Annotated in this window: 17 protein-coding genes; 8 read left to right on the forward strand and 9 right to left on the reverse strand. The window is 70.0% G+C overall.

Annotated elements, in window-relative coordinates; all coding sequences use genetic code 11:
* Positions 1–31: 31 nt before the first annotated feature.
* Positions 32–934: an amidohydrolase gene (locus BIU99_RS04865; RefSeq protein WP_254773571.1), complete on the forward strand. Its 903-nt coding sequence runs from the start codon at positions 32–34 to the stop codon at positions 932–934.
* On the opposite strand, the gene BIU99_RS04870 is transcribed toward BIU99_RS04865, so the two are convergent.
* Positions 904–1,728: a hydroxypyruvate isomerase family protein gene (locus tag BIU99_RS04870; RefSeq protein WP_071259974.1), complete on the reverse strand. Its 825-nt coding sequence runs from the start codon at positions 1,726–1,728 to the stop codon at positions 904–906. The genes BIU99_RS04865 and BIU99_RS04870 overlap by 31 nt on opposite strands.
* Before the next feature lie 146 nt (positions 1,729–1,874).
* Here BIU99_RS04870 and BIU99_RS04875 point away from each other — a divergent pair, with 146 nt between their 5' ends.
* From BIU99_RS04875 to BIU99_RS04905, 7 genes are all read left to right on the forward strand, one after another.
* Positions 1,875–2,759 carry an NAD(P)-dependent oxidoreductase gene (locus BIU99_RS04875; protein ID WP_071259976.1) on the forward strand — a complete coding sequence of 295 codons (885 nt, stop codon included), beginning with the start codon at positions 1,875–1,877 and terminating at the stop codon, positions 2,757–2,759.
* Positions 2,756–4,831, forward strand: coding sequence for a beta-galactosidase trimerization domain-containing protein (locus BIU99_RS04880; RefSeq protein ID WP_071259979.1), 2,076 nt, complete (start codon positions 2,756–2,758; stop codon positions 4,829–4,831). The genes BIU99_RS04875 and BIU99_RS04880 overlap by 4 nt, the downstream gene beginning before the upstream one ends.
* A complete protein-coding gene (locus BIU99_RS04885; RefSeq protein ID WP_071259982.1) occupies positions 4,821–5,750 on the forward strand; it encodes a D-2-hydroxyacid dehydrogenase in 930 nt (309 codons plus the stop codon). The genes BIU99_RS04880 and BIU99_RS04885 overlap by 11 nt, the downstream gene beginning before the upstream one ends.
* Positions 5,751–5,825: 75 nt before the next feature.
* On the forward strand, positions 5,826–7,130 hold the full coding sequence (locus BIU99_RS04890) for an ABC transporter substrate-binding protein (RefSeq protein ID WP_071259985.1): 1,305 nt from the start codon (positions 5,826–5,828) through the stop codon (positions 7,128–7,130).
* Entirely contained in the window at positions 7,130–8,095 is a 966-nt protein-coding gene (locus BIU99_RS04895) for a carbohydrate ABC transporter permease (protein WP_064293720.1), read from the forward strand. The genes BIU99_RS04890 and BIU99_RS04895 overlap by 1 nt, the downstream gene beginning before the upstream one ends.
* Complete coding sequence (locus BIU99_RS04900; RefSeq protein ID WP_071259988.1) at positions 8,095–8,997, forward strand: carbohydrate ABC transporter permease; 903 nt, start codon at positions 8,095–8,097, stop codon at positions 8,995–8,997. The genes BIU99_RS04895 and BIU99_RS04900 overlap by 1 nt, the downstream gene beginning before the upstream one ends.
* Positions 8,994–11,132 carry an alpha-amylase family protein gene (locus BIU99_RS04905; RefSeq protein WP_071259991.1) on the forward strand — a complete coding sequence of 713 codons (2,139 nt, stop codon included), beginning with the start codon at positions 8,994–8,996 and terminating at the stop codon, positions 11,130–11,132. Before BIU99_RS04900 ends, BIU99_RS04905 begins: the two co-directional genes overlap by 4 nt.
* Before the next feature lie 75 nt (positions 11,133–11,207).
* On the opposite strand, the gene BIU99_RS04910 is transcribed toward BIU99_RS04905, so the two are convergent.
* The 8 genes from BIU99_RS04910 to BIU99_RS04945 form a co-directional block, all read right to left on the reverse strand.
* A complete protein-coding gene (locus BIU99_RS04910; RefSeq protein WP_071259994.1) occupies positions 11,208–12,260 on the reverse strand; it encodes a LacI family DNA-binding transcriptional regulator in 1,053 nt (350 codons plus the stop codon).
* Between the two features lie 66 nt (positions 12,261–12,326).
* The gene (locus BIU99_RS04915) at positions 12,327–13,217 is read right to left on the reverse strand and encodes a siderophore-interacting protein (RefSeq protein WP_071259997.1); all 891 of its coding nucleotides are present in this window, start codon (positions 13,215–13,217) and stop codon (positions 12,327–12,329) included.
* Positions 13,214–15,025 (reverse strand): ABC transporter ATP-binding protein, encoded by a 1,812-nt coding sequence (locus BIU99_RS04920; protein ID WP_071260000.1) that lies wholly within the window; start codon positions 15,023–15,025, stop codon positions 13,214–13,216. Before BIU99_RS04920 ends, BIU99_RS04915 begins: the two co-directional genes overlap by 4 nt.
* Entirely contained in the window at positions 15,018–16,670 is a 1,653-nt protein-coding gene (locus BIU99_RS04925; protein WP_071260003.1) for an ABC transporter ATP-binding protein, read from the reverse strand. The genes BIU99_RS04920 and BIU99_RS04925 overlap by 8 nt, the downstream gene beginning before the upstream one ends.
* The gene (locus BIU99_RS04930) at positions 16,667–17,455 is read right to left on the reverse strand and encodes an ABC transporter ATP-binding protein (protein ID WP_082915814.1); all 789 of its coding nucleotides are present in this window, start codon (positions 17,453–17,455) and stop codon (positions 16,667–16,669) included. The genes BIU99_RS04925 and BIU99_RS04930 overlap by 4 nt, the downstream gene beginning before the upstream one ends.
* Before the next feature lie 11 nt (positions 17,456–17,466).
* Positions 17,467–18,513, reverse strand: coding sequence for an iron chelate uptake ABC transporter family permease subunit (locus BIU99_RS04935; RefSeq protein WP_071260006.1), 1,047 nt, complete (start codon positions 18,511–18,513; stop codon positions 17,467–17,469).
* Positions 18,510–19,607, reverse strand: coding sequence for an iron ABC transporter permease (locus BIU99_RS04940; protein ID WP_083397221.1), 1,098 nt, complete (start codon positions 19,605–19,607; stop codon positions 18,510–18,512). The genes BIU99_RS04935 and BIU99_RS04940 overlap by 4 nt, the downstream gene beginning before the upstream one ends.
* Positions 19,608–19,615: 8 nt before the next feature.
* Positions 19,616–20,677, reverse strand: a complete 1,062-nt coding sequence (locus tag BIU99_RS04945; protein ID WP_071260010.1) for an ABC transporter substrate-binding protein — start codon at positions 20,675–20,677, stop codon at positions 19,616–19,618.
* Positions 20,678–20,729 lie beyond the last annotated feature (52 nt).

Genomic DNA, 20,729 nt, shown 5'->3' on the forward strand with positions numbered 1-20,729 from the left:
GGGTCTGGCGGCCGGACGGTACGCAGGCCCCGTGATCGACGCGCACCACCACGTGTGGGACCTCGAGCGGAACCGGTACCCGTGGCTGCTGCCCGACGTCCTCGTCCCGCATCGCTACGGCGACTACAGCGCCGTCAAGCGGAGCTACCTGCCCGCCGAGTACCGGCGGGACACGGCCGGTCTCGGCGTCGTCGCGAGCGTCTACATGGAGGCCGAATGGAACCCGGCGGATCCGCTGGGCGAGACGCGCTACGTCGAGGAGCTGTCCGCCGAGGGCGGCGTACCGGGCGCGATGGCCGCGCAGGCGTGGCTCGACGCTCCGACGGCCGCCGAGGTCGTCGCCGCCCAGGCGGCCTCGCCGATCGTCCGCAGTGTGCGTCACAAGCCCGGGGGACCGGCCACCGCCGACGAGGCGCGGCTCGGTGGTCGGACGCTCCTGAGCGACCCGCTGTGGCGGCGCGGGTACGCGGCTCTCGCGACGCACGGTCTCCACTTCGAACTCCAGACGCCCTGGTGGAACCTCCACGAGGCGGCGGACCTCGCCGCCGAAGTGCCCGAGACACTGATCGTCGTCAATCACGCGGGCGTCCTCCTCGACCGCGAACCGGCCACGGTGGCCGGCTGGCGTGAGGCGATGGCCGGACTCGCGGCGCACGCGAACGTCGTCGTGAAGGCGTCCGGGCTCTGCGTCGCCGGGGTCCCGTGGTCGAGCGAGCTCGTGCGTGAGCCCGTGCTCACGCTGGTGGAGCTCTTCGGCGCCGATCGGGTGATGTTCGGCAGCAACTTCCCGGTCGACGGGATGTTCACCGACTACGCGGGGCTCCTGGACGCGTACCTCGACGCCGCCGCGTCACTGTCGGCGGCGCAGCAGCGGGCGATCTTCCACGACACCGCGGACCGCGTCTACGCCCCGGATCGCATCGCCGGGGCCTGAGCCCCGCGCAGCTCGGTGAGCCAGGCCAGGCTCTCGCTTGTCGTGGTCGTCGGTCGGTACTCGCACCCGACGAACCCGTCGTACCCGCTGACCTCCAGGGCGGTGAAGAACGCGTCGAAGTCGATCGTCCCGGAACCGGGCTCGCCGCGTCCCGGGCTGTCCGCGATCTGGACATGGCCGATGCGATCGGCCCACACCACGACGTCCTGCCCCACGTCGGCGCCGTTGTTGTGCAGGTGGTAGGCGTCGAAGAGCAGACGCACCGCGGGGTGGTCGACCCGATCGATCACCTCCAGGGCCTCGTCGATCGTCGTCACCGGATAGTCGCCGTTCTCGCCCCTCGTGAGCGGTTCGACGAGGACCCGGACGCCGAGCGGATCGAGGCGCTCGGCGACACGACCCAGGTTCGCGACGGCGGTGGCGAGCTGGGTCTCGTGCGAGACGCCTGCCGGCCGGACGCCGTAGAGCGCGTTGACCGCACGACACCCGGTCGCCTCGACGATCGTCGCCACCACGTCGACGGTGTCTGCGACGAGCTGCTCGGTCCCGGGGTGCGACACCACGCCGCGGTCTCCGGCGGGCATGTCGCCGGCGTACAGGTTGATCGCCCGCAGCGAGACCTCCGCCCGCTCGATCGCAGCGAGGAAGGCCTGGAGCTCCGCCTCCTCGGGGACGGGTGTCGCGAACGGCCACCAGCACTCGACGTCGACGAACCCGACGGCCTTCGCAGCGGCGAACCGCTCGAGGAACGGCACCTCGGTGAACAAGATGGACAGGTTTGCGGAGAACTGCATTGTTCGTTCCTTTTTGATCGGGGTGCTTGACACCAGTTTGGTATATCGAAATACTCGAACGCAACGCCGGGGCGATGGAGCTCGCTTCTTGTCTTGGTATATCGATAGCTCGATCGACCGGGCGACAACGGACAGGAAGAGAGACGATGACGACCATCGGATTCGTGGGACTCGGCGTGATGGGGCGCCCGATGGCGGAGCACCTCGCCGCAGCCGGACACGACGTGACGGGGTTCAGCCGGGGCGATGCGAGCCGATCGGCCGCCCGGGACGCCGGCCTCCGCGTGGCCGACTCCGTCGCCGAGGCCGTCACCGGTGCCGAACTCGTCATCACGGTGCTGCCGGACTCGCCGGACGTCGAATCGGTCGCGCTCGGCACGGACGGGATCCTCGCGCACCTCGCCGACGGGGCCGACTACATCGACCTCTCGACGATCCGACCCGAGACGGCTCGTGATGTGGCCACCGCCTTCATCGAGGCGGGCCACGGCGCGCTCGACGCCCCGGTGTCCGGTGGTGAGGCAGGCGCGCGCGAGGGCACCCTCTCCGTGATGGTCGGTGGTGAGTCGTCCACCCTGGAGCGTTGGCGGTCCGTCCTGGAGACGTTCGGCGCCTCGGTGGTGCACGTCGGCCCGAGCGGTAGCGGCCAGGTCGTGAAGGCCGCCAACCAGTTGGTCGTCGCACTCCATCTGCAGGCCCTCGCCGAGGCTGTCGTCTTCCTCGAGGCCCAGGGCGTCGACGTGGAGACGGCGCTCTCGGTGATCCGCAAGGGTCTCGGAGGCAGCACCGTCCTCGAACGCAAGACCGATTCGGTCCTGGCGGACGACTTCCGCGCCGGCTTCCGGTCCGAGCTCCACGCCAAGGACCTCGCGATCGTCGAAGTGGCTTCGCGAACCGCCGGCGTCGGTCTTCCCGCGACCGGACTCGTCGCGCAGCTGCTCCGCTCGGTGGTCGCCCGCGGCCAGGGCGGTTCCGACCATTCCGCGCTCGTCGAGCTCGCCCGCTCGATGAACGGCGGGGCTGGCGCATGACCGTCACGGAACCACGCGCGGCCGTCGAGACCGCCGACGTCCGCCCGGGCTGGTGGCACGAGCCGTTCGACATGTTCCAGACGAACCTGCGCGAGATCGACGCGCTGCTCGACGTCGAGACGGTCCTGGACGCCATCCAGGAGCACGGTGCCGGCGTCTGGCTGCTCAACGTCGGAGGCATCCTCTCGCACTTCCCGTCGACGCTGCCGTTCCAGTCGAGGAACCCACTGCTCGAGGAGCGCCCCGGGGGCGACCTCGTCGGTGACGCGATCGAAGCCGCGCATCGTCGTGGCGTCCGACTCCTCGCCCGCATGGACTTCTCGAAGGTCGCCGCGCGCGTCGCCGACGAGCACCCCGAGTGGTGCTTCCGGTCACCGAGTGGGGAACGACAGGTCTACGAGGGGCTGGTGAGCGTCTGCCCCAGCGCGGGGTACTACCAGGACCGGTCGCTCGACATCATCGACGAGATCCTCGACGCGTATCCCGTCGACGGATTCTTCTTCAACTGGTTCGGGTTCAACGAGGTCGACTACGGAGGACGGGTCCACGGCGTCTGTCACTGCGACGCCTGCGCCGAGGCCTTCGTCCGGGAGACCGGGATCGAGCAGCTGCCGTCGTTCGCGGGTGATCCCGGCTACCTGGAGTGGAAACGGTTCGCCGCGGCGACCATCGACCGCCTGACGGCGCGCATCCGCGGGCACATCGCCGAACGAGCACCCCACGCTGGGCTCATCCTGGGCCGCTCGGCGGACATCCTGTTCCATGAGGCGAACAACGCCCTCGGCCGCCCGCTCTGGCCACACGCGACGAGTGAGTCGGTGAGCGCGTTCCGGGTCGCGCAGCCAGGCAAACCGGTCCTGGTGAACGCCGTGGCTTTCATCGACATGCCGTACCGGCTGGCGAGTGAACAGCCGGAGATGTTCGGGCAGTACCTCCTCCAGGCGGTGTCGCGCGGGGCGAACCCGTCGACGTACATCATGGGGCCGGCCGGGCTCATCGACTATGCCTGTCTCGCTCTGGCCGGGGTCGTGACGCGCTTCCACCGGGATCACGCCGACATGTACGCCGGACTGGCGCCCGCGGCCGACGTGGGTATCGTCCGACCGAACCCGCTCGCGGCGCCCGCCGAGGTGCAGCTCGCGTCGGTCGCCGAGTTCCGCGGCCTGTTCTCCGCCCTGCTGGAGCGGCACGTCGCCGTCGACGTCGTGCCGGCGGAGTCGCTGCCCGTCGTGGACCTCGGACGCTTCCGCGTGCTGGTCCTCCCGGATCTCATCGCCCCGACCGCGGAGGAGGACGCCGCTCTCGAGGCGTTCGTGCGCGCCGGTGGGCGGGTCGTCGCGACGGGGCGGTCGGGCATCCACGCGGACGGCTCCGTGGTCGCTTGGCTCCCCGGAGCGCGGCAACGGTCGCTGGAAGACGACGCGGAGGCGCTCAAGTCGAGCTACGTCCAACGGGGCGGTGGGCCGTCGGTCGAAGGCTCGGACCTCGTGCCCGTGCGTGGGCGGCTGCACACCCTGGCGTGGCGTTCCGGCGCGGAGCTGCGCCACCCGTTCGTCCCGCGAGCACCGTACGGACCGCCCGAGAAGGCCCACGGTCACGTGGTGGGACCGGTATCGGCCTGCGGGGTGTTCACGCTCGGTCGTGGACGGGCCACGCAGGTCCCGTGGACCGTCGGCGCGGCGTATCGCGAACTCGGGCTCACGGCCATCCGCGACCTGATCGCCGATCTCGTGGTCGACGCTGTCGGGGAGGATGGAACGGTGGGGGTCGAGGCGAGCGAACACGTGGAGGTGTCCGTCGGTCGTTCCCGAGCGGGTCTCGTCGTACACGTGCTCAACCACTCCGGTCAACGTCGGAACTCCTTCGGTCCCACCGTCCCGGTCCGTGGAACCCGCTTGCGGTTCCCCGGGAGGGCGGCCGACGCCGTCGGCACCCGCGTCCACCATGTGACCGCCGGCGACGTCGACGCCACGGTGTCGACGGTCGGAGACGATCTCCTCGTCGAGATCGTCGAGGTCGTGGACGGAGCGGTCGTCGTCGTCCCGGACGGAGGTGAGCGGGATGACGCCTGAGGTGGTCCTCATCCGCGGCGGCCAGGCGGACGCCGTGCGCTCGCGCATCCGCAGCGACTTCCCCGAGGTCCGCGTCCTCGACGACGAGACCGCCCACCCCGCGACCACGATCATCGCAGGCCGGGTGCGCGACGAGGAGCTGCCCGGGCTGCCGGCGCTCGCCTGGGTGCACTCCTGGGCCGCCGGCGTCGAGTCCGAGGTGGGACCGGTGCTCCGCGGGAGCGGCGTCACGGTGACGTCCTCGGCGGGCAACGGGGCGGTTCCGCTCGCGGAGCACGCGATGTTGCTGGCCCTCCAGCTCGACCGAGGCGGACATCGCTGGTCGGATGCCGCCCGCGGGGCCAGATGGGACCGGTTCGTCCACGGCGAGCTCGCCGGCAAGACGATGGGCATCTACGGCTTCGGCAACATCGGCGCCGCCCTCGCGCCGCGCGCGAGCGCCTTCGACATGACCGTCATCGGCCTCCGCCGTGACGTCGGTCGCCCCCCGGCCGCCGTCGACCGCCTGTACCGACCGGAGGAGGTCCTCGACTTCGCCGGGCGGTGCGACGTGCTGGTCGTGACGGCCCCACTCACCGTGGAGACGCGCGGAGCGATCGACCTCCGCGTCCTGTCTGCGCTCCGCCCGGGAGCCACCGTCGTCGTCGTCTCCCGAGGGGGCATCGTCGTCGACGCGGACCTCCTGACAGCCCTCGACTCCGGTGCCGTCGCGGGAGCCGGTCTCGACGCGCACACGGTCGAGCCGCTGCCGGCGGACTCGCCGTTCTGGTCGCGCGACGACGTGGTGGTGACGCCGCACAACGGAGCCACAACGAACGCCACCGCCGATCGCGGAACCGCGATCTTCCTCGACAACCTCCGACGTCGGGTCACCGAGGAGCCGCTCGTCAACCGCGTCGACCCGAACTCCCTCGCCTGAACACCGGCGTCCTGGGGACGCCGTCAACGCAGCACCGTCATCACTCATACAACGCCGTATCGAAAGAAGGACACCATGTCGAACATGCCGCAGGACGTCAGCCGACGCCGATTCCTCACCTACGCCGGGGTCGGCGCCCTCTCGCTCGGAGCGTTCGCCCTCGCCGGCTGCTCCATCGGAGGCGGTTCCGGAGCCGGCGGTGCCACCACCATCCGGTTCGCCTGGTGGGGAGGCGCTGAACGCCAGAAGGCCTATCTGGCCGGGATGGACCTGTTCAGCAAGCAGAACAGCGACGTCACGATCGAGCCCGAGTTCGGTGACTACACCGCCTACCAGGAGCGCATGACCACGCAGATGGCTGCGCGCGACGTTCCTGACGTCTTCTGGATCCCCTCGCCCGCGGTGTTGACCTACCGGGACGCGAAGATCTACCGGCCACTCGACGACGTCGGCACCCTCGACCTTTCGGCGTTTAGCGAGGCGGAGCTCGACCTCTTCCGGATCGACGGCGAGCTCAACACCTTGCCGAAGTCGATGTTCTCCCCGGTCCTCCGATACAACCAGACCTTCATGGACGAGGACGGCATCGCGCTCCCCGAGACGCTCACCTGGGACAGCCTGGCCGAGTTCCTCACGGACTACTCGAAGAACAACGCCGCCGGCCGGAAGGGCACCACCTACGGCGCCTACCACGACATGCCCTTCGAGTCGTTCCTGCGTCAGCGTGGCGAGGACCTGTGGTCGAAGGACGGCAGACTGGCCGCGAGCGAGGACGGCGTCGCCGCGTGGATCGACTGGTGGGAGCAGCTCCGCAAAGCGGGCGCGACCACCAGCATCAGCGAGCAGGACGGCATCGAGCCCGGCTGGTCCGACACCGGCGCCAAGGTCCTCGCCACCTTCGCCAACTCGAACCACATCGTCGACGAGGCCGCAGCGTTCCCCGACTACGAGTTCCGGCAACGGGACGTCCCGGCACTCGCCGATGCGACGCCCGGGTACCACTTCACCTACTTCAGCCGGTTCGCGATGTACGCCGGGATCGAGGACGACCGCGTCGACGCGGCCGGAGCACTGATGAGCTACAACCTCAACTCGATCGACCTGCTGAAGCTGGTGGGGCTGTCGGCCGGGGCGCCACCGAGCCTGGCGCTCCTCGACGAGTACGAGCCGTCGGCCACCCCGGACGAGCAGAAGGTGATCGCGACCACCCGCGACATCGCGGCGAAGGAGCAGCGGCCCCGATACGAGGCTCCCGCGGGCTCCGGTTCATGGCGCACCGTGATGATCCGCGAACTCGAGGGCGTGACCCTCGGGAACACCTCGGTCTCACAGGCCGCGTCGAACTTCGTCTCGGCCGTCTCCTCCTCGGTGGGCGACTGATGACCCTCACCATGAAACGCGAGCCCGAGGCGCGGACCGGGACGGCCGAATCCGCGACGACGACCGGACGGAAGCGGCGTCGGGCCTCCCACCAGCGGCAGGGCTGGGTGGCACACGTCTTCCTCCTCCCATGGATGCTCGGGATGATCGCCGTCACGGCAGGACCGCTGATCGCGTCCGCCGTCCTCGCCTTCACCGACTACGACCTCCTGACCGCACCGTCGTTCATCGGGTTCGACAACTTCACCCGCATGATGGGCGACGAGCGGTTCTGGGCGTCAGCACGGGTGACGGGCCTGTACGTGCTCGTCTCCGTGCCCTTGCAACTCGCCTTCGCGCTCTTCCTGGCGGTCATCCTCGACAAGGGGATCCGCGGGCTCTCCCTGTACCGGAGCGCCTTCTATCTGCCTTCGCTCCTCGGTGGCAGCGTCGCGATCGCGATCCTGTGGCGCCAGCTGTTCGGCGACGCAGGGCTCATCAACACGGTGCTCGGGTTCTTCGGCATCGAGGCGGACAGCTGGTTGCAGAACCCCGCGACCGCTCCGTGGACGCTGATCATCCTCAACGTGTGGACCTTCGGCTCGCCGATGGTGATCTTCCTGGCCGGGCTGCGTCAGGTCCCGGACGAACTCCTCGAGGCCGCCGAGGTCGACGGTGCCGGCCGGGTGCGACGCTTCTGGTCGATCACCATCCCGCTGCTCACGCCGATCATCTTCCTGAACCTGATCCTGCAGATGATCAGCGCGTTCCAGGCGTTCACCCAAGCACACGTGGTCAGTGGCGGCACGGGTGGACCCCTCGACTCGACGCTGTTCTACACCCTCTACATCTATCAGGAGGGATTCGTGAACTTCGACATGGGCTACGCCGCTGCCATGGCGTGGGTCCTCCTGATCGTCATTGCGATCGCCACGGCGGGCAACTTCATCCTTTCGCGCCGCTGGGTGCACTACGGAGACGAATGATGGCCATCACCAGTACCACCCTCGACGCCCTTCCAGCCGACCCCGATCGCACGCCGACCCGGCGCAAGCGGGACGCCGGCCGACCGCGACGGATCGTCCGCCACATCCTCCTCGTGGTGTTCGCGCTCCTCATGCTCTACCCGTTGCTGTGGATGGTGGTGAGTTCCTTCAAGCCGAGCAACCTGATCCTGTCGCAGACGGGGCTCATCCCGAGCGAGGTGACGTTGTCGAACTACCGGGACGGATGGGACTCCCTGGGGACGCCCTTCACGGCGTTCCTCCTCAACTCCGGTCTCATCGCCGTGGGGGCCATCGTCGGGAACCTGTTCTCCTGCTCCGTGACGGCGTACGCGCTCGCCCGGCTGAACTTCCGAGCGAACAAGCTGTACTTCGGCCTCACGCTCATGACGATGATGCTGCCGTTCCATGTGCTGATCATCCCGCAGTACATCCTGTTCGCGGAGCTCGGGTGGATCAACACCTACGCCCCGCTGCTCATCCCGAAGTTCCTCGCGACCGACGCGGTGTTCATCTTCCTCATGGTGCAGTTCATCCGCACCATCCCGCGGGAACTCGACCACGCGGCGATGCTCGACGGTGCCGGCCCGTTCCGCATCTTCTGGTCGGTGATCCTGCCCCTCATGCAGCCGGCACTCATCACGACGACGATCTTCACCTTCATCTGGACGTGGAACGACTACTTCGGACCGCTCCTCTACCTGACGAAGACGAAGCTGTACACCGTGCCGGTGGCGCTCAAATCGCTCGTCGACACGGAGACGCAGAGCGGGATCGGCATCATGTTCGCGATGTCGCTCATCTCGCTCGTCCCGATCCTCCTCTTCTTCCTCTTCGCGCAGAAGTACATCATCAAGGGCATCGCCACGACGGGAATCAAATGACGACGACACAGCCGCTCACGACCGGAACCGACACGATCGCCTGGTTCTCCGGCGACCAGCGCTGGACACAACTGACGTTCGTCGAGGACGACCCGCTCCACTTCGACCTCGACGCGTGGGCCGACGTCCTGGACCGGACCGCGTCGACCGCCATCTGCATCAGCGCCGGGGGGTACATCGCGTTCTATCCGACCTCGATCCCGTTGCACTACCGCAGCCGGCACCTCGGAGACCGCGATCTCCTCGGCGAGATCGTCGATCTCGCACGGAGTCGTGGCATGGTCGTCATGGCTCGGATCGACCCGCACGCCGTCCATCGGGACGTCCGTGACGCCCATCCGGAGTGGATCGCCCGGACCGAGGACGGGGCACTGCAGGAGCACTGGGCACACCCGGGCACCTTCGTGACGGACGCGTTCGGCGACTACAACTGGGAGTTCACGACCGAGGTCGCACGCGAGGTCACCTCGGACTACGACATCGACGCGGTGTTCGCGAACCGGTGGCAGGGTCACGGACCCGGGTACACCGAGACCGCGCAGCGACTCTTCCGCGCGGCGTCCGGGCTCGCCCTGCCGACCTCACGCGACGCCGTCGACGGAGAGTCCTGGCGGGCTTACCGGGGATGGCGCCGGGAGCGGCTGAGCGACCTGGTCGCCCACTGGGACGCGGCGGTCCAGGACGTGAAGCCGGAGGTGCGCTTCATCCCCAACCTCGGCTCGTTCGCGGCGGGCGAGCTTCGCGACGACGTCGCCCGCCTGCATGTCCCGTTCTTCCTCGTCGACCACCAGGCGCGCAACGAGGGGGAGACCCAGTGGGCGGCCGGCCGCGACGCGAAACGGACCCGGTCCATCCACCCCGACAAGCCGGTGGGGCTCATCACCTCCGTCGGGCCCGAGTCGCACGGCTACCGCTGGAAGGACTCCGTCAACGCGGGTCAGGAGACCGTGGGCTGGATCGTCGACGGCTTCGTGCACGGAGCGTTCCCGTGGTTCACGAAGTTCGCCGCGCGGATCCACGACACGCGCTGGATTCCAGCGGTCGAGCGGGCGTTCACGCTGCATCGCGAGATCGGTGCGATCTGGCAGCAGTCGCGCCCGGTCGCCGAAGTGTGCGTCTGGGACGTGGACAACGCCTTCGCCGACGCCCGGACGCGACGGGCCGCCTCCGGCATGTACCAAGCACTCGTCGAGCTGCGGACGCCGTTCGAGTTCGTCGGCCCCCGTGGCCTGCATCGGCTCGGACTGCCTGAGACCAGGGTGGTCGTCCTCCCGGAGATCGACGAGATCGACGAACGGTCCGCCGCCGCATTGCGTGCCTTCGTCGAGGGCGGCGGTGAGCTCGTGGTGACCGGAGCCGGGCCCCTGATCGACGGGGGTACACCGCTCGTGACCGAGCTCACGGGCGCACCGCTGACCGCCCGCTCGGCCGGGGTCGTCCGGAACAACTACGTGCAACGCGCGTCCGACGGCGCACTCGCCGCCGGTCTGGACGGCGCGGACCGCATCATCGGTGGAACCCGTCTGGCCCGCTTCGCGCCGAACACCGAAGCCGTCGTGCACTGGCGGTTCGTGCCCGATCACCCCGACCTCCCCATGGAGGAGGTCTACCCGCGAGGTGAAGCCGTGGACCCCGCGGTGTTCCGTGCGTCGCTGGCGGCGTCGGACGACGGCGGGACGGTGCAGGCGGGCGCCGGGACGGTCCAGGTCATCGGCTTCAACCTCGCCGAGCTGTACCACGAGACACTCCTCGGTGATCACCTCACCCTGCTCGGCAACACGATCGAGGCCGCGCTCGGGGGATCGAGTCTGGTTCGGATCGACGGCCCGGGGCTCCTGGATGCGGCGGTATGGACGGACGGAGCGGCGTTCATGCTGGCATTCGCCAATCTCACCGACCCGTTGGCGATGCGGGGCCAGCAACGTGCGGTGACCGAGCTCACCGGCATCCGGGTGCAGATCGACGCCGCGCGACTGGCGGAGGCCACAGGGCGTCCCGTCGTCCCGGCCGAACTCATGGCGGAGGTGGTCCTCGACGATCGGCGGACGCCGGCTCCGGTGGCCGTGGCCGACGGCACGATCATCGTGGAGCTCCCGACCGTCCGAGAGCTCGGGATGGTCAGACTGAGCTTCTGAGGGGGTGGTGGGCTCACGCCCGCTGATCGGGGTCGGCACCGCACGGTGTCGACCCCCACGCGTCCCGGTCTCGCGTCAGCGGCCGCGCGGCGGGGCGGTGGACTGACGGACGATGAGCACCGGCTTCTCGAGCGGTACGTCCTCCTCGATGGTCTCACCGAGAAGGCCGAGGAGCTTCGCCGCCGCCGCCCGCCCACGCTGGAACGCGAACCGCTGGACGGTGGTGAGCTGGGGGTCGACCCATTCGCCGACCTCGAGCCCCTCGAACCCGACGACCGAGATGTCCTCGGGGACCCGCAGGCCACGGCTCTGGATCGTCCGCATCCCGGCGATCGCCATGGTGTCGGTGCCGTAGAGGATCGCCGTCGGCGGTGCCGCCCCGTCGAGAAGCCGACTCGTCTCCTCGGCGGCGGCCGCCGGCGAATAGCCGACGCTCGAGACGGAGTGCGGGGTGAGCCCGTGATGGGCGAGCCGGGCAGTGAACGCCTCGCGTCGGATGTTCGGGAGCACGAACCCGGCGGGGCCGCTGACGAACGCGACGTCGCGGTGGCCCAGACCGACGAGGTGGTCGACCGTCTCGGGGATGCCGGCGCTCGGCGGGTCCGCGTCGATGTAGTCGACCACGCCCGGCTTCCACGGGGTGCCGACGAGCACCGCGGGCACACCGAGGTCGCGCATGAGGTCGAAGCGGGTGTCGCCGACCACCGAATTGGTGAGGATGACGCCGTCCATCCGCTGGCGCTCAGCGAGGGACCGGTAGAACGCCGACTCGTCGTGCTGTCCCGTGAGGAAGACGTTCAGGAGGAGCCCGTACTCGCGGGGACTGAGGAGGGACTCGATCCCGGAGATGAGTCCGACATTGGCCGCACCGACCTCGGGAACCGGGGAGGAACTGGTGAGGACGAGCCCGATCGCCTGGGCGCGCGAGGTCCGGAGAGCGATCGCAGCCGGGTTCGGCGTCCAGTTGAGTTTGCGCGCGGCCTCCCGGACACGCTCGGCTGTCGGCGGCGAGATGCGACCCGTGCCGTTGAAGACCTTCGAGACCGCTCCGGCCGACACGCCCGCGAGCGCGGCGACATCGGAGATGGTGGGGCGGCCGTGTCTCCGGCGCCCGGCAGGTGAGGTCATGGCCGTGTCGTCCTTTCGCCCTCAGCCTATTGGGCCGGACACCCGAACCCGTGGACCGGCGAGAGGTCAGAGCCCGTGCCGTTCGAGCTGCTCCTCGTACCGGATCTGTACGTCCTCCGGCTCGACGCCGTCGATCGGCGCCCAGATCGCCTCGAGTTCCCGCTGGACCGAGGCCGGGAGGGCGGCGAACTTCTCGTCCCATGCTGCGATCGGCGTCCAGTAGCCGACCACCTTGAACCGGGTGGCGGGTAGCCCGAGCTCCTTGCGCAGATACTTGCGCACGTCGCGGAGCGCCACCGTCTCGCCGGCCACCCAGATGTAGCCGTGATCGAGCGGGAGGCGCTCGTCCACGACACTCCGGACGAGTCGGCCCAGCGCGCTCGGGCCGTGTCCGTTGCCGCCCACCACCCAGGTGACCGTCACGTCGTCGTTCGTCTCGACCGCGACCCGATCCCGCTCGCTCGGCACCTCGAGCACCACGCGGGTCCGCAGTCCGCGCGGAGTCTGTGCGACGATGCGCCTGACTGCGGGAAGGCCGCTGAGGTCCGCGACGAGCACCTGCCAACCGATGTCGGCGGGCGGCGCGTACAGACCGGTGGGCGAGTTCAGGCCGAGCACGTGCCCGGGCTGGGCGCGAGCCGCCCACGGCCCCGCGACCCCGGCGTCGTGCACGACGAAGTCGATGTCGATCTCGACGGGATCCTGCCGCACGGCGCTGATCGTGTACGTCCGCATCGGTGCCTGCGGGGAGCCCTCCGGCGTCTCCCACCAGTCGCCTGCCGGTACCGGGAGCGAGACCTCCGTCGGGTCGGCGCCGTGGGGGAAGAAGACGCGGACGTACTCATCACCCGTGCCGGTGCTCTCGAAGTCCTCGACGCCCGCACCGCCGAGGGTGATGCGGATCAGGTTCGGACTCAGGGGTGTCGCTGCGGTCACGATGCCGCGGTGGATCTTCATGGAGTCTCGGCCTCTCGGGTCGGTTCGGTGTGCTGGGTCGGGTGCGGGCTGTGCGCGAGCCAGGACTCGCGGTAGGGGCCGGGCGAGGCGAGGAGCTCCGCGTGCGTGCCGTGTTGGACGATCCGACCGTCCGCGAAGACCGCGATCCGGTCGGCGGTGGCGGCCTGTTCCAACCGGTGCGCGATGAGCAGCGCGGTCCGGTCCGTCCGAAGGGCGGCGATCGCCGCTTCGACGGCGTCGCGATGGTGCAAGCCGACGTCGGCCGTCGCCTCATCGAGGATCACGATCGCCGGGTCCGCCAGGAACGCCCGAGCGACCGCGAGTTGCTGGATGCGTCCCTCGTCCAGCGGCACGGGCGACGGCCGCGAGTCGGTCGGGTCCGCCGCCGGGTCGTCCTGCAACGCGGTGACCGCCCATTCGGCTCCGACGGCACGGAGCGCCGAGACCATCTCGTCCCGGCTGGCGTCCGGCGCGCCGAGCCTGAGGTTGTCGGCGATCGAGCCACGGAAGTGGTGGAGCTCCTGCGACAGGTAGTACGGGGCGTGGCCCACGAGCACCCGCCCCGACGTCGGGGGATGGTGTCCGGCGACGACCCGCGCCAGGGTGCTCTTGCCCGAGCCGGACGTGCCGACGAGCGCCGTGGTCGTCCCGGGCGGCACGTCCAGGGTGACCTGCGTGACCCCACGGTCCGTGGTCGGATACCGGAACGTCAGGTCGTGCACTCGGATCGCCGGCGGTGCGGCGACATCGTCCGCGGTACCGCCGACGGGCGAGGGAGACTCCGGCATCGCGGACGACGCTGCTGCGAGGTCGATGACCCCGACGAGCCGAGCCAGCCCGACCGTGGCCCGCTGGATGTCGTCCAGCCCGAAGATGAGCCGGCCCACCGGATCGAACAGCCGGTGGAACAGGAGCGCGGCGGTGGTCACGAGTCCGACGGTGATCGTGCCCTGCAGGTTGAGGAGGAAGCCGGTCGCCAGGATCGCCGAGAGCCCGACGAGCTCACCCGAGTTGATCCATCGGAACAAACGGTTCGCGACGCGCACGCCCTCGATCTGCGCGTCGATGGAGGCGGCCGCGCGTTCCCGGACGCGTTCGAGCGCGTGGTCCGTGCCCGCGAACGCGGCGAGGGTCTCCGCGCCGTCGACCGCGTCCAGCACGGCCTGACTGCGCGACGCTTCGCGGATCCGGACCGTGCGGAACACCACTCGGGATCGCCGGAGGAACGCACGGGTCCCGAGGACGTAGCACGGCGCCGAGGCGAGACCGGCGAGCGCGAGCCACGGGTCGACGGCTGCCAGGGCGACGGCCGACACCCCGATCGCGAACCCGGCGGAGAGCAGGGTCGGGGCGACGTTCCCGCCGGCCTCCGCGACCGCGTCGACGTCGCCGGTGACCCGGGACAGGAGATCGGCACGCTCGCCGTCGTCGACGGTGCTCACCGGGAGCCGCATGGCCGAGGCGAACACGTCCTCGCGCAGTTCGGCGAGCAGGTCCTGCACCAGCCCCGTGAGCACCCGAGTCGCCCACAGCGTCACCGCGACCGCCCCGACAGCGCCGACCGCTGCTGCGGCCACCCAGCCTGAGACGACGCTCAGCCCGGCATCGGAAGCGACGGCGTCCACGATCCGCCCGAGACACGCGGGCATCACGACGCCCAGTGCGGCGGCGGCGAGGAAGAGGACCACCACGGCGGCGGTCCGTCCGCGGTGGCGTCTGAGGAGGGCACCGACGACGGTTCGGACGCGGGAGCCGTCGGCGACGGGGAGCATCTCGGCGGTGGTGGGCTCCATGGCGGGATCAGTCATGGCGGGTCTCCGAACGGGGGGCGAGCTCGACGACGCGGTCGCAGGCGTTCAACAGGACCGGCGAGGTGGTGATGACGACGACGGTGCCCTCGTGCGCCGCGAGTGCTCGGGCGATGCGGGTCTCCGTGAGGACGTCGACGGCCGACGTCGGTTCGTCGAGGACGAGCACGTCCGCACCGGCATGGAGCGCCCGGGCGATGCCGACGCGCTGGCGTTGCCCGCCGGAGAGCCGTCTGCCCGCCTCACCGACCGGAGACGACCAACCGCCGAGCTGCACGACCGCGTCGTCGAGCGCCGCCATGCCGACGAACACCGCATCCGGGTCGCCGGTCGCGTCATGACCGCGGACCGCTTCCGCCAGGGTGCCGCTCATGATGCGCTGGCCGTGCGGTGGCGCGACCACACGACGGCGGTACGCCACCGGGTCGAGGTCCAGCTGGTCGACGAGTGTACCGTCGACGGCGAGCGAGACGCTGCCGCGCTCCGCGGGGGTCCGCATGCCGAGCAGGCGGGAGAGGGCGCGCGCGGTGTCGCTGTCGGGCGGCCGGACGCCGAGCAGTTCACCAGCATGGACGTCCACCGGTCGGTCCTGGTGTTCCGGGCGGAAGGACAGCACGACGTCGGACGCAGGGCCGGAGTCGGACATCTCGTCCAGCCGACCGCCCGTTTCGAGTAGGTCGTCGGCGTCGACGACCGCGGCCAGGCGTTTGGCGGACGCGAGCTTGTGGATCCAGTTCGATGGGAAGGAACCCGCCTGTGCGAGGTACCCGCTGATGAACTGCGCGAGACCGAGCACCGTCACGAGCTCACCGATGCTGATCCGCCCATCCGCAGCGAACCAGGCGGACAAGCCGACGAGTGCGGCCATGACGAACGCCGCCAGCGTGCCGCTCACGGCGTCGAAGAGGGCGAGGGACCGCCCGGCGGCCGTCGCTGCGCGTCGTGAGACATCACTGGCGGCGTCATATCGCCGGACGGCTTCAGCCCGCCCGCCGATGCCGACGAGCACTCGGAACCCGCTCATGAAGTCGGCGGCCACCGCTCCGGCCTCGGTCGCCGCCCGTTGCTCGGCGAACCCTCGGCGCTCCAGCGGGCGGGACACGACGCGCATGACGAGCATCATCCCGATGGTCGACACGAACACCACGATCGTCGCCACGGGCGAGATCACCGACATCGCCAGGGCGGCTCCGATGATCGCGGCGATGGTCGCCGACTGCTGCGCGACCGACCAGGCGACGCCGGCCACCCGGTAGGTGTCGGACGTGACGACCGTCAGGGCCTCACCCGCCGAAAGGTTCTGTCGTGAGAGCTGCGGCCGGAGCATCCGGGAGAGCGTGAGGTGCCGGAGCGCCTGTTCGCCGTGCCCGTAGATCGACACCATGAGGCGCGACGCCGACTGGTAGCTCACCGTCAGGACGAGGAAGGTTCCGACCAGGACACCGATCCAGACCCCGAGGGCGACCGGATCGGACGGCACCACCGCGCGGTCGATGGTCGCCCCGATGATCACGGGGATCGCCGCCTCCGACAGGGCGTGCACGATGAGGAGGCCGGTCGCGGCGACGAGCATGGCGCCGCGACCGTCCGCTCCCAGCGCGATGCCGAAGAGGCGCCGCGGCGTATTCGTCGTCGTCCCGCTCACCGGCTCCGCCGTCCGAGCGGGAGCACCAGCGGGGTACCGGAGACGGGGTCGGTGATGACCCGGCACGGCAGGTCGTACACGGCCTCCACGAGGTCGGCGGTGATGATCTCCTGCGGATCGCCCTGGGCGACGATCGCGCCGTCGCGCATCGCGACGAGATGCGTCGCATAGCGGGCGGCGTGGTTGAGGTCGTGGAGGACCGCGACGAGGGTGGTGCCGCTGCGGTGCAGATCCGTGAACAGCTCCATCAGCTCGATCTGGTGCGCGATGTCGAGGAACGTCGTCGGCTCGTCGAGCAGCAGGTGCTTCGTCTGCTGGGCGAGTGCCATCGCGACCCAGACGCGTTGCCGCTGGCCGCCCGAGAGCTCGTCGACCAGCCGGCGGGACAGCTCCGTGACCCCCGTCGCGGCCATCGCTTCCGAGACCGCCGCTTCGTCGGCCCGGCTCCACGTCCGCATCGCGCTCTGGTGCGGGAACCGGCCGCGCCCGACGAGGTCGGCGACGGTGATCCCGTCGGGGGCGATGGCGGATTGGGGGAGGAGCCCGAGTCGGCGAGCGGTGTCCTTCGGTTTCGACGCACGGATGTCAGCACCATCGAGGAGGACGGCGCCGGCGGTCGGGCGCAGGAGCCGTGCGAGTCCGCGGAGCAGGGTCGACTTGCCGCAGGCGTTCGGTCCGATGATGATCGTGAACGAGTCGTCCGGCACCTCGAGCGACAGCTCGGAGACGATCGGAGCATCGCCGTAGCCCAGGGTGAGGTCGCGGGCGAGGAGCGACGTGGTCATGGGAGTTCCTTTCACGTGCGGCGCACGAACTGGGCGGCCAGCAGGCAGGTCAGATAGATGCCACCGACCGAGAGCGTCACCACGCCGACCGGGACCGCGAGCAGCTGGGCGACGGCGTCGGAGACGACGACCAGGGCGGCTCCGGTGAGCATCACCGGCGCGAGGCCCATCGGGGTGTTCGAGCGGGTGAGCCGTTGAGCGATCTGCGGGGCGGCCAAGGCGATGAACGAGATCGGGCCGGCCGCGGCGGTGACGAGCGCCACGAGGGCCACACCGACGACCATGGCGATCAGGCGAGTGCGTCCGGGACGCACGCCGAGGGCCATGGCGGCGTCGTCTCCCATCTCGAGCACGGGGAGGGAACGCCGGAGTGGCCGAGCCAGCAGGGCGAACACGACGAACGCCGTGGCGGCGGGGAGCAGCTGATCGAAGCCGAGCGAGGCGAGGGATCCTGCACCCCAGGTGGCCGCCATCATCGCCTGCTCGACGCTGACCGAGATGAGGATCCAGGAGGTGAGGGAACCGAGCCCGGCCGAGACGCCGATGCCGACGATGATCAGCCGGAAGGACGACATGGTGTGGCGGTTCGCGAGGACGGCGACGAGCAGGGCGGTCAGTAGACCGCCCACGAGTGCCCCGGCGGCTTTGAACAGGTAGGTGTTGAGCCCGAGGACGAGCATCGTCAGCGTGACGCCGAACTGTGCGCCGACACCGAACCCGATGATGTCCGGTGAGCCGAGCGGGTTGCGGGTGAGCGACTGGAAGATACCTCCGGAGAGCGCGAGTGCCGCTCCGCAGAGCACCGCGAACAGCACCCGTGGGAGTCGCCACTCGGTCACGACCTGGCGGACGTCGGGGTCGGACGCGGGGTCGACGATCGCCCGGATCACCGCGTCGAAGCCGATCTCGTACGCGCCGATCGTCGTCGCGAACAGCCCTGCTCCGATGATCACCACGACGAGTCCGAGGCACACGAGGACGGACCGCACCGGTACGAGCGTCGCGATGTGCACGGTCTCCACGCGGATCTGGCGTCGGCCGTGGTCGACGACGCTCACAGTCCGCTCACCCGCTTCCGACGGACGAGCATGATCAGGATGGGGGCGCCGAGGAGTGCCGTGACGATCCCCACCCGGAGCTCTCCGGAGGGCAGCACGATCCGGCCGAGGACGTCTGCGAGCAGCAGGAACGCGGGGCCGATCACCATCGAGTACGTCAGCACCCAGCGCTGGTCGGGGCCCGTGAACCACCGGACGACATGGGGGATCATGAGTCCGACGAAGGCGATGGGACCGGCGACTGCGACGCCCGTACCGGCCAGGAGGGTCACGGCCACGACGACCCACACCCGGGTGCTGCGCACTCGCGCCCCGAGCGCCTGGGCGAGTTCGTCTCCCAGGGTCAGCGCGTTCAGCGACCGGGCGCAGAGCAGGCCGATCACGAGGCCCGCGACGATCAACGGAGCAGCCCAGGTGAGCTGGTCGAGGGTGCGGCCTCCGATGGATCCCACGCTCCAGAACCGCATGACCTGCAGGGTGCCTTCGTCCCGCAGCACGATCGCGGTGGTGAAACCGGTGCAGGCGGCACCGAGGGCGACCCCCGCGAGGGTCAGTTTCATCGGGGTCGCACCCGAAGCCCCGACGGATCCGAGCGTGTAGACGATCACCGTGAGGATGAACGCACCCGCCAGGGCGAACGGGACGTAGGTGCCGGGAGTCGTCAGTCCCAGGACACCGACCGCGAAGGTCACGGCGAACGACGCACCGGCGTTCACCCCGAGGATGCCCGGGTCGGCGAGCGGGTTGCGGGTGAAGGCCTGGATGAGCCCGCCGCAGACGGCGAGCGCCGCACCGACCAGGATGCCGAGCAGCGTCCGTGGGACGCGCAGCTCCATGACCATGAGGTGCAGGGGGTTCGCGTCGTCGTAGGCGACGAGCGCGCGGACGACGGTCAGGGGGTCGATGGCCCGATTGCCGATGGCGAGTGAGGCGACGGCTGCGGCGATCAGCACCACGGTGGCGACGAGGAGCCCGACGGCGAGGGTCCCGGTGCGGTGGGGCGAAACGTCCGCGCGTCCGGCCCCACCGGGCGTCGGGACGTCCGCCGCCCCGCCCGCAGCCGGCGCTGCTGACGGGGCGGCGGACCGGGACATCTCCGACGTCACTTGCCGTCGATGGTCGGCTCGCCCTGCAGGGCCGCTGCGAGGTCGTCGACGTAGCCGGGCAGGACGTACTGCAGGGACAGGACGGTCGGCGCGCTGATCGCAGAGGCCTTGGCGGCGTCGGCGTAGATCACGTAGGACCCGGCGGCGATCGGCGCCCAGCGCGACACCACGGCGTTCTCGACCGTGTACGTCCCTTCCTCGGCGCTTCCGCCCCATGCGGCGAACAGGTCGGCGTCCACGTCGTAGAGCTGCTCGAGGCTGACGCCGGTGTACCAGTTGTCGCCCTCGGCGCTCGCGAGGAAGCCGTCCATCGCCGAGGTCGAGGTGAAGCCGAGTGCTTCGGTGATGCGGACCCGCGGGTCGTACTCGAGGTAGACGCCGAGGTCCGTCCCGCCCTCGTTCAGGGTGAGGCCCCAGACGAAGCTCTTGTCGTCGAACTCGGGGTGTGCGTCGGCGAGGGAGGTGATGAGATCCTCGGTCTCGCCGATGAGCTCCTCGGCCTTGGTCTCCTCCGACATCGCCTTCCCGACGGTGCGGGTCATGCCCTCCCAGGTGCCCGGGTTCCAGGGTCCCTCGATGTAGGGGACGGTCGGGGCGATCTCGGTGAGCCGCTCGTATTCGATGTCGGTGACACCGGAGTAGAGGCTGAGGATCAGGTCGGGCTTCAGGGATTTGATCGCCTCGTAGTTCGGGCCGTCGTCCGTGAAGGGGATGATCTCGGGCATCTCGCCGTACGCCTCGGAGACGTAGTCTTCGAACCAGGGCTGGTAGCCGCTCTCACCGGCTCCCCAGACCTCTTCGATGCCGACGGGGTTGGTGCCGAGGGCGGCGACGATGTCGGGCGTCATCCACCCGAGGGCCACGATCCGTTCCGGCTTCTGCGGGATGACGGTCTCACCGTGGGCGTGTTCGATGACGACGCCGTCGGTCGATGCCGTCGTCGATCCGGTGTCGCCGGTGGCGGCCGAACATCCGGCGAGAGCGAGAGCAGTGGCGATGACGGCGGCGAGGAGGGTGGATCCTCGGCGGACGTTCGGGCGCGCGAAAGCGTGCGGCATGGGGCTCCTTTGAAGAGGGGGGGGAGTGGGATCACCGCTGGCGATCCGGAAG

It is taken from the genome of Plantibacter sp. MMLR14_011, assembly GCF_001865025.1.
GTDB lineage: Bacteria > Actinomycetota > Actinomycetes > Actinomycetales > Microbacteriaceae > Plantibacter > Plantibacter flavus_A.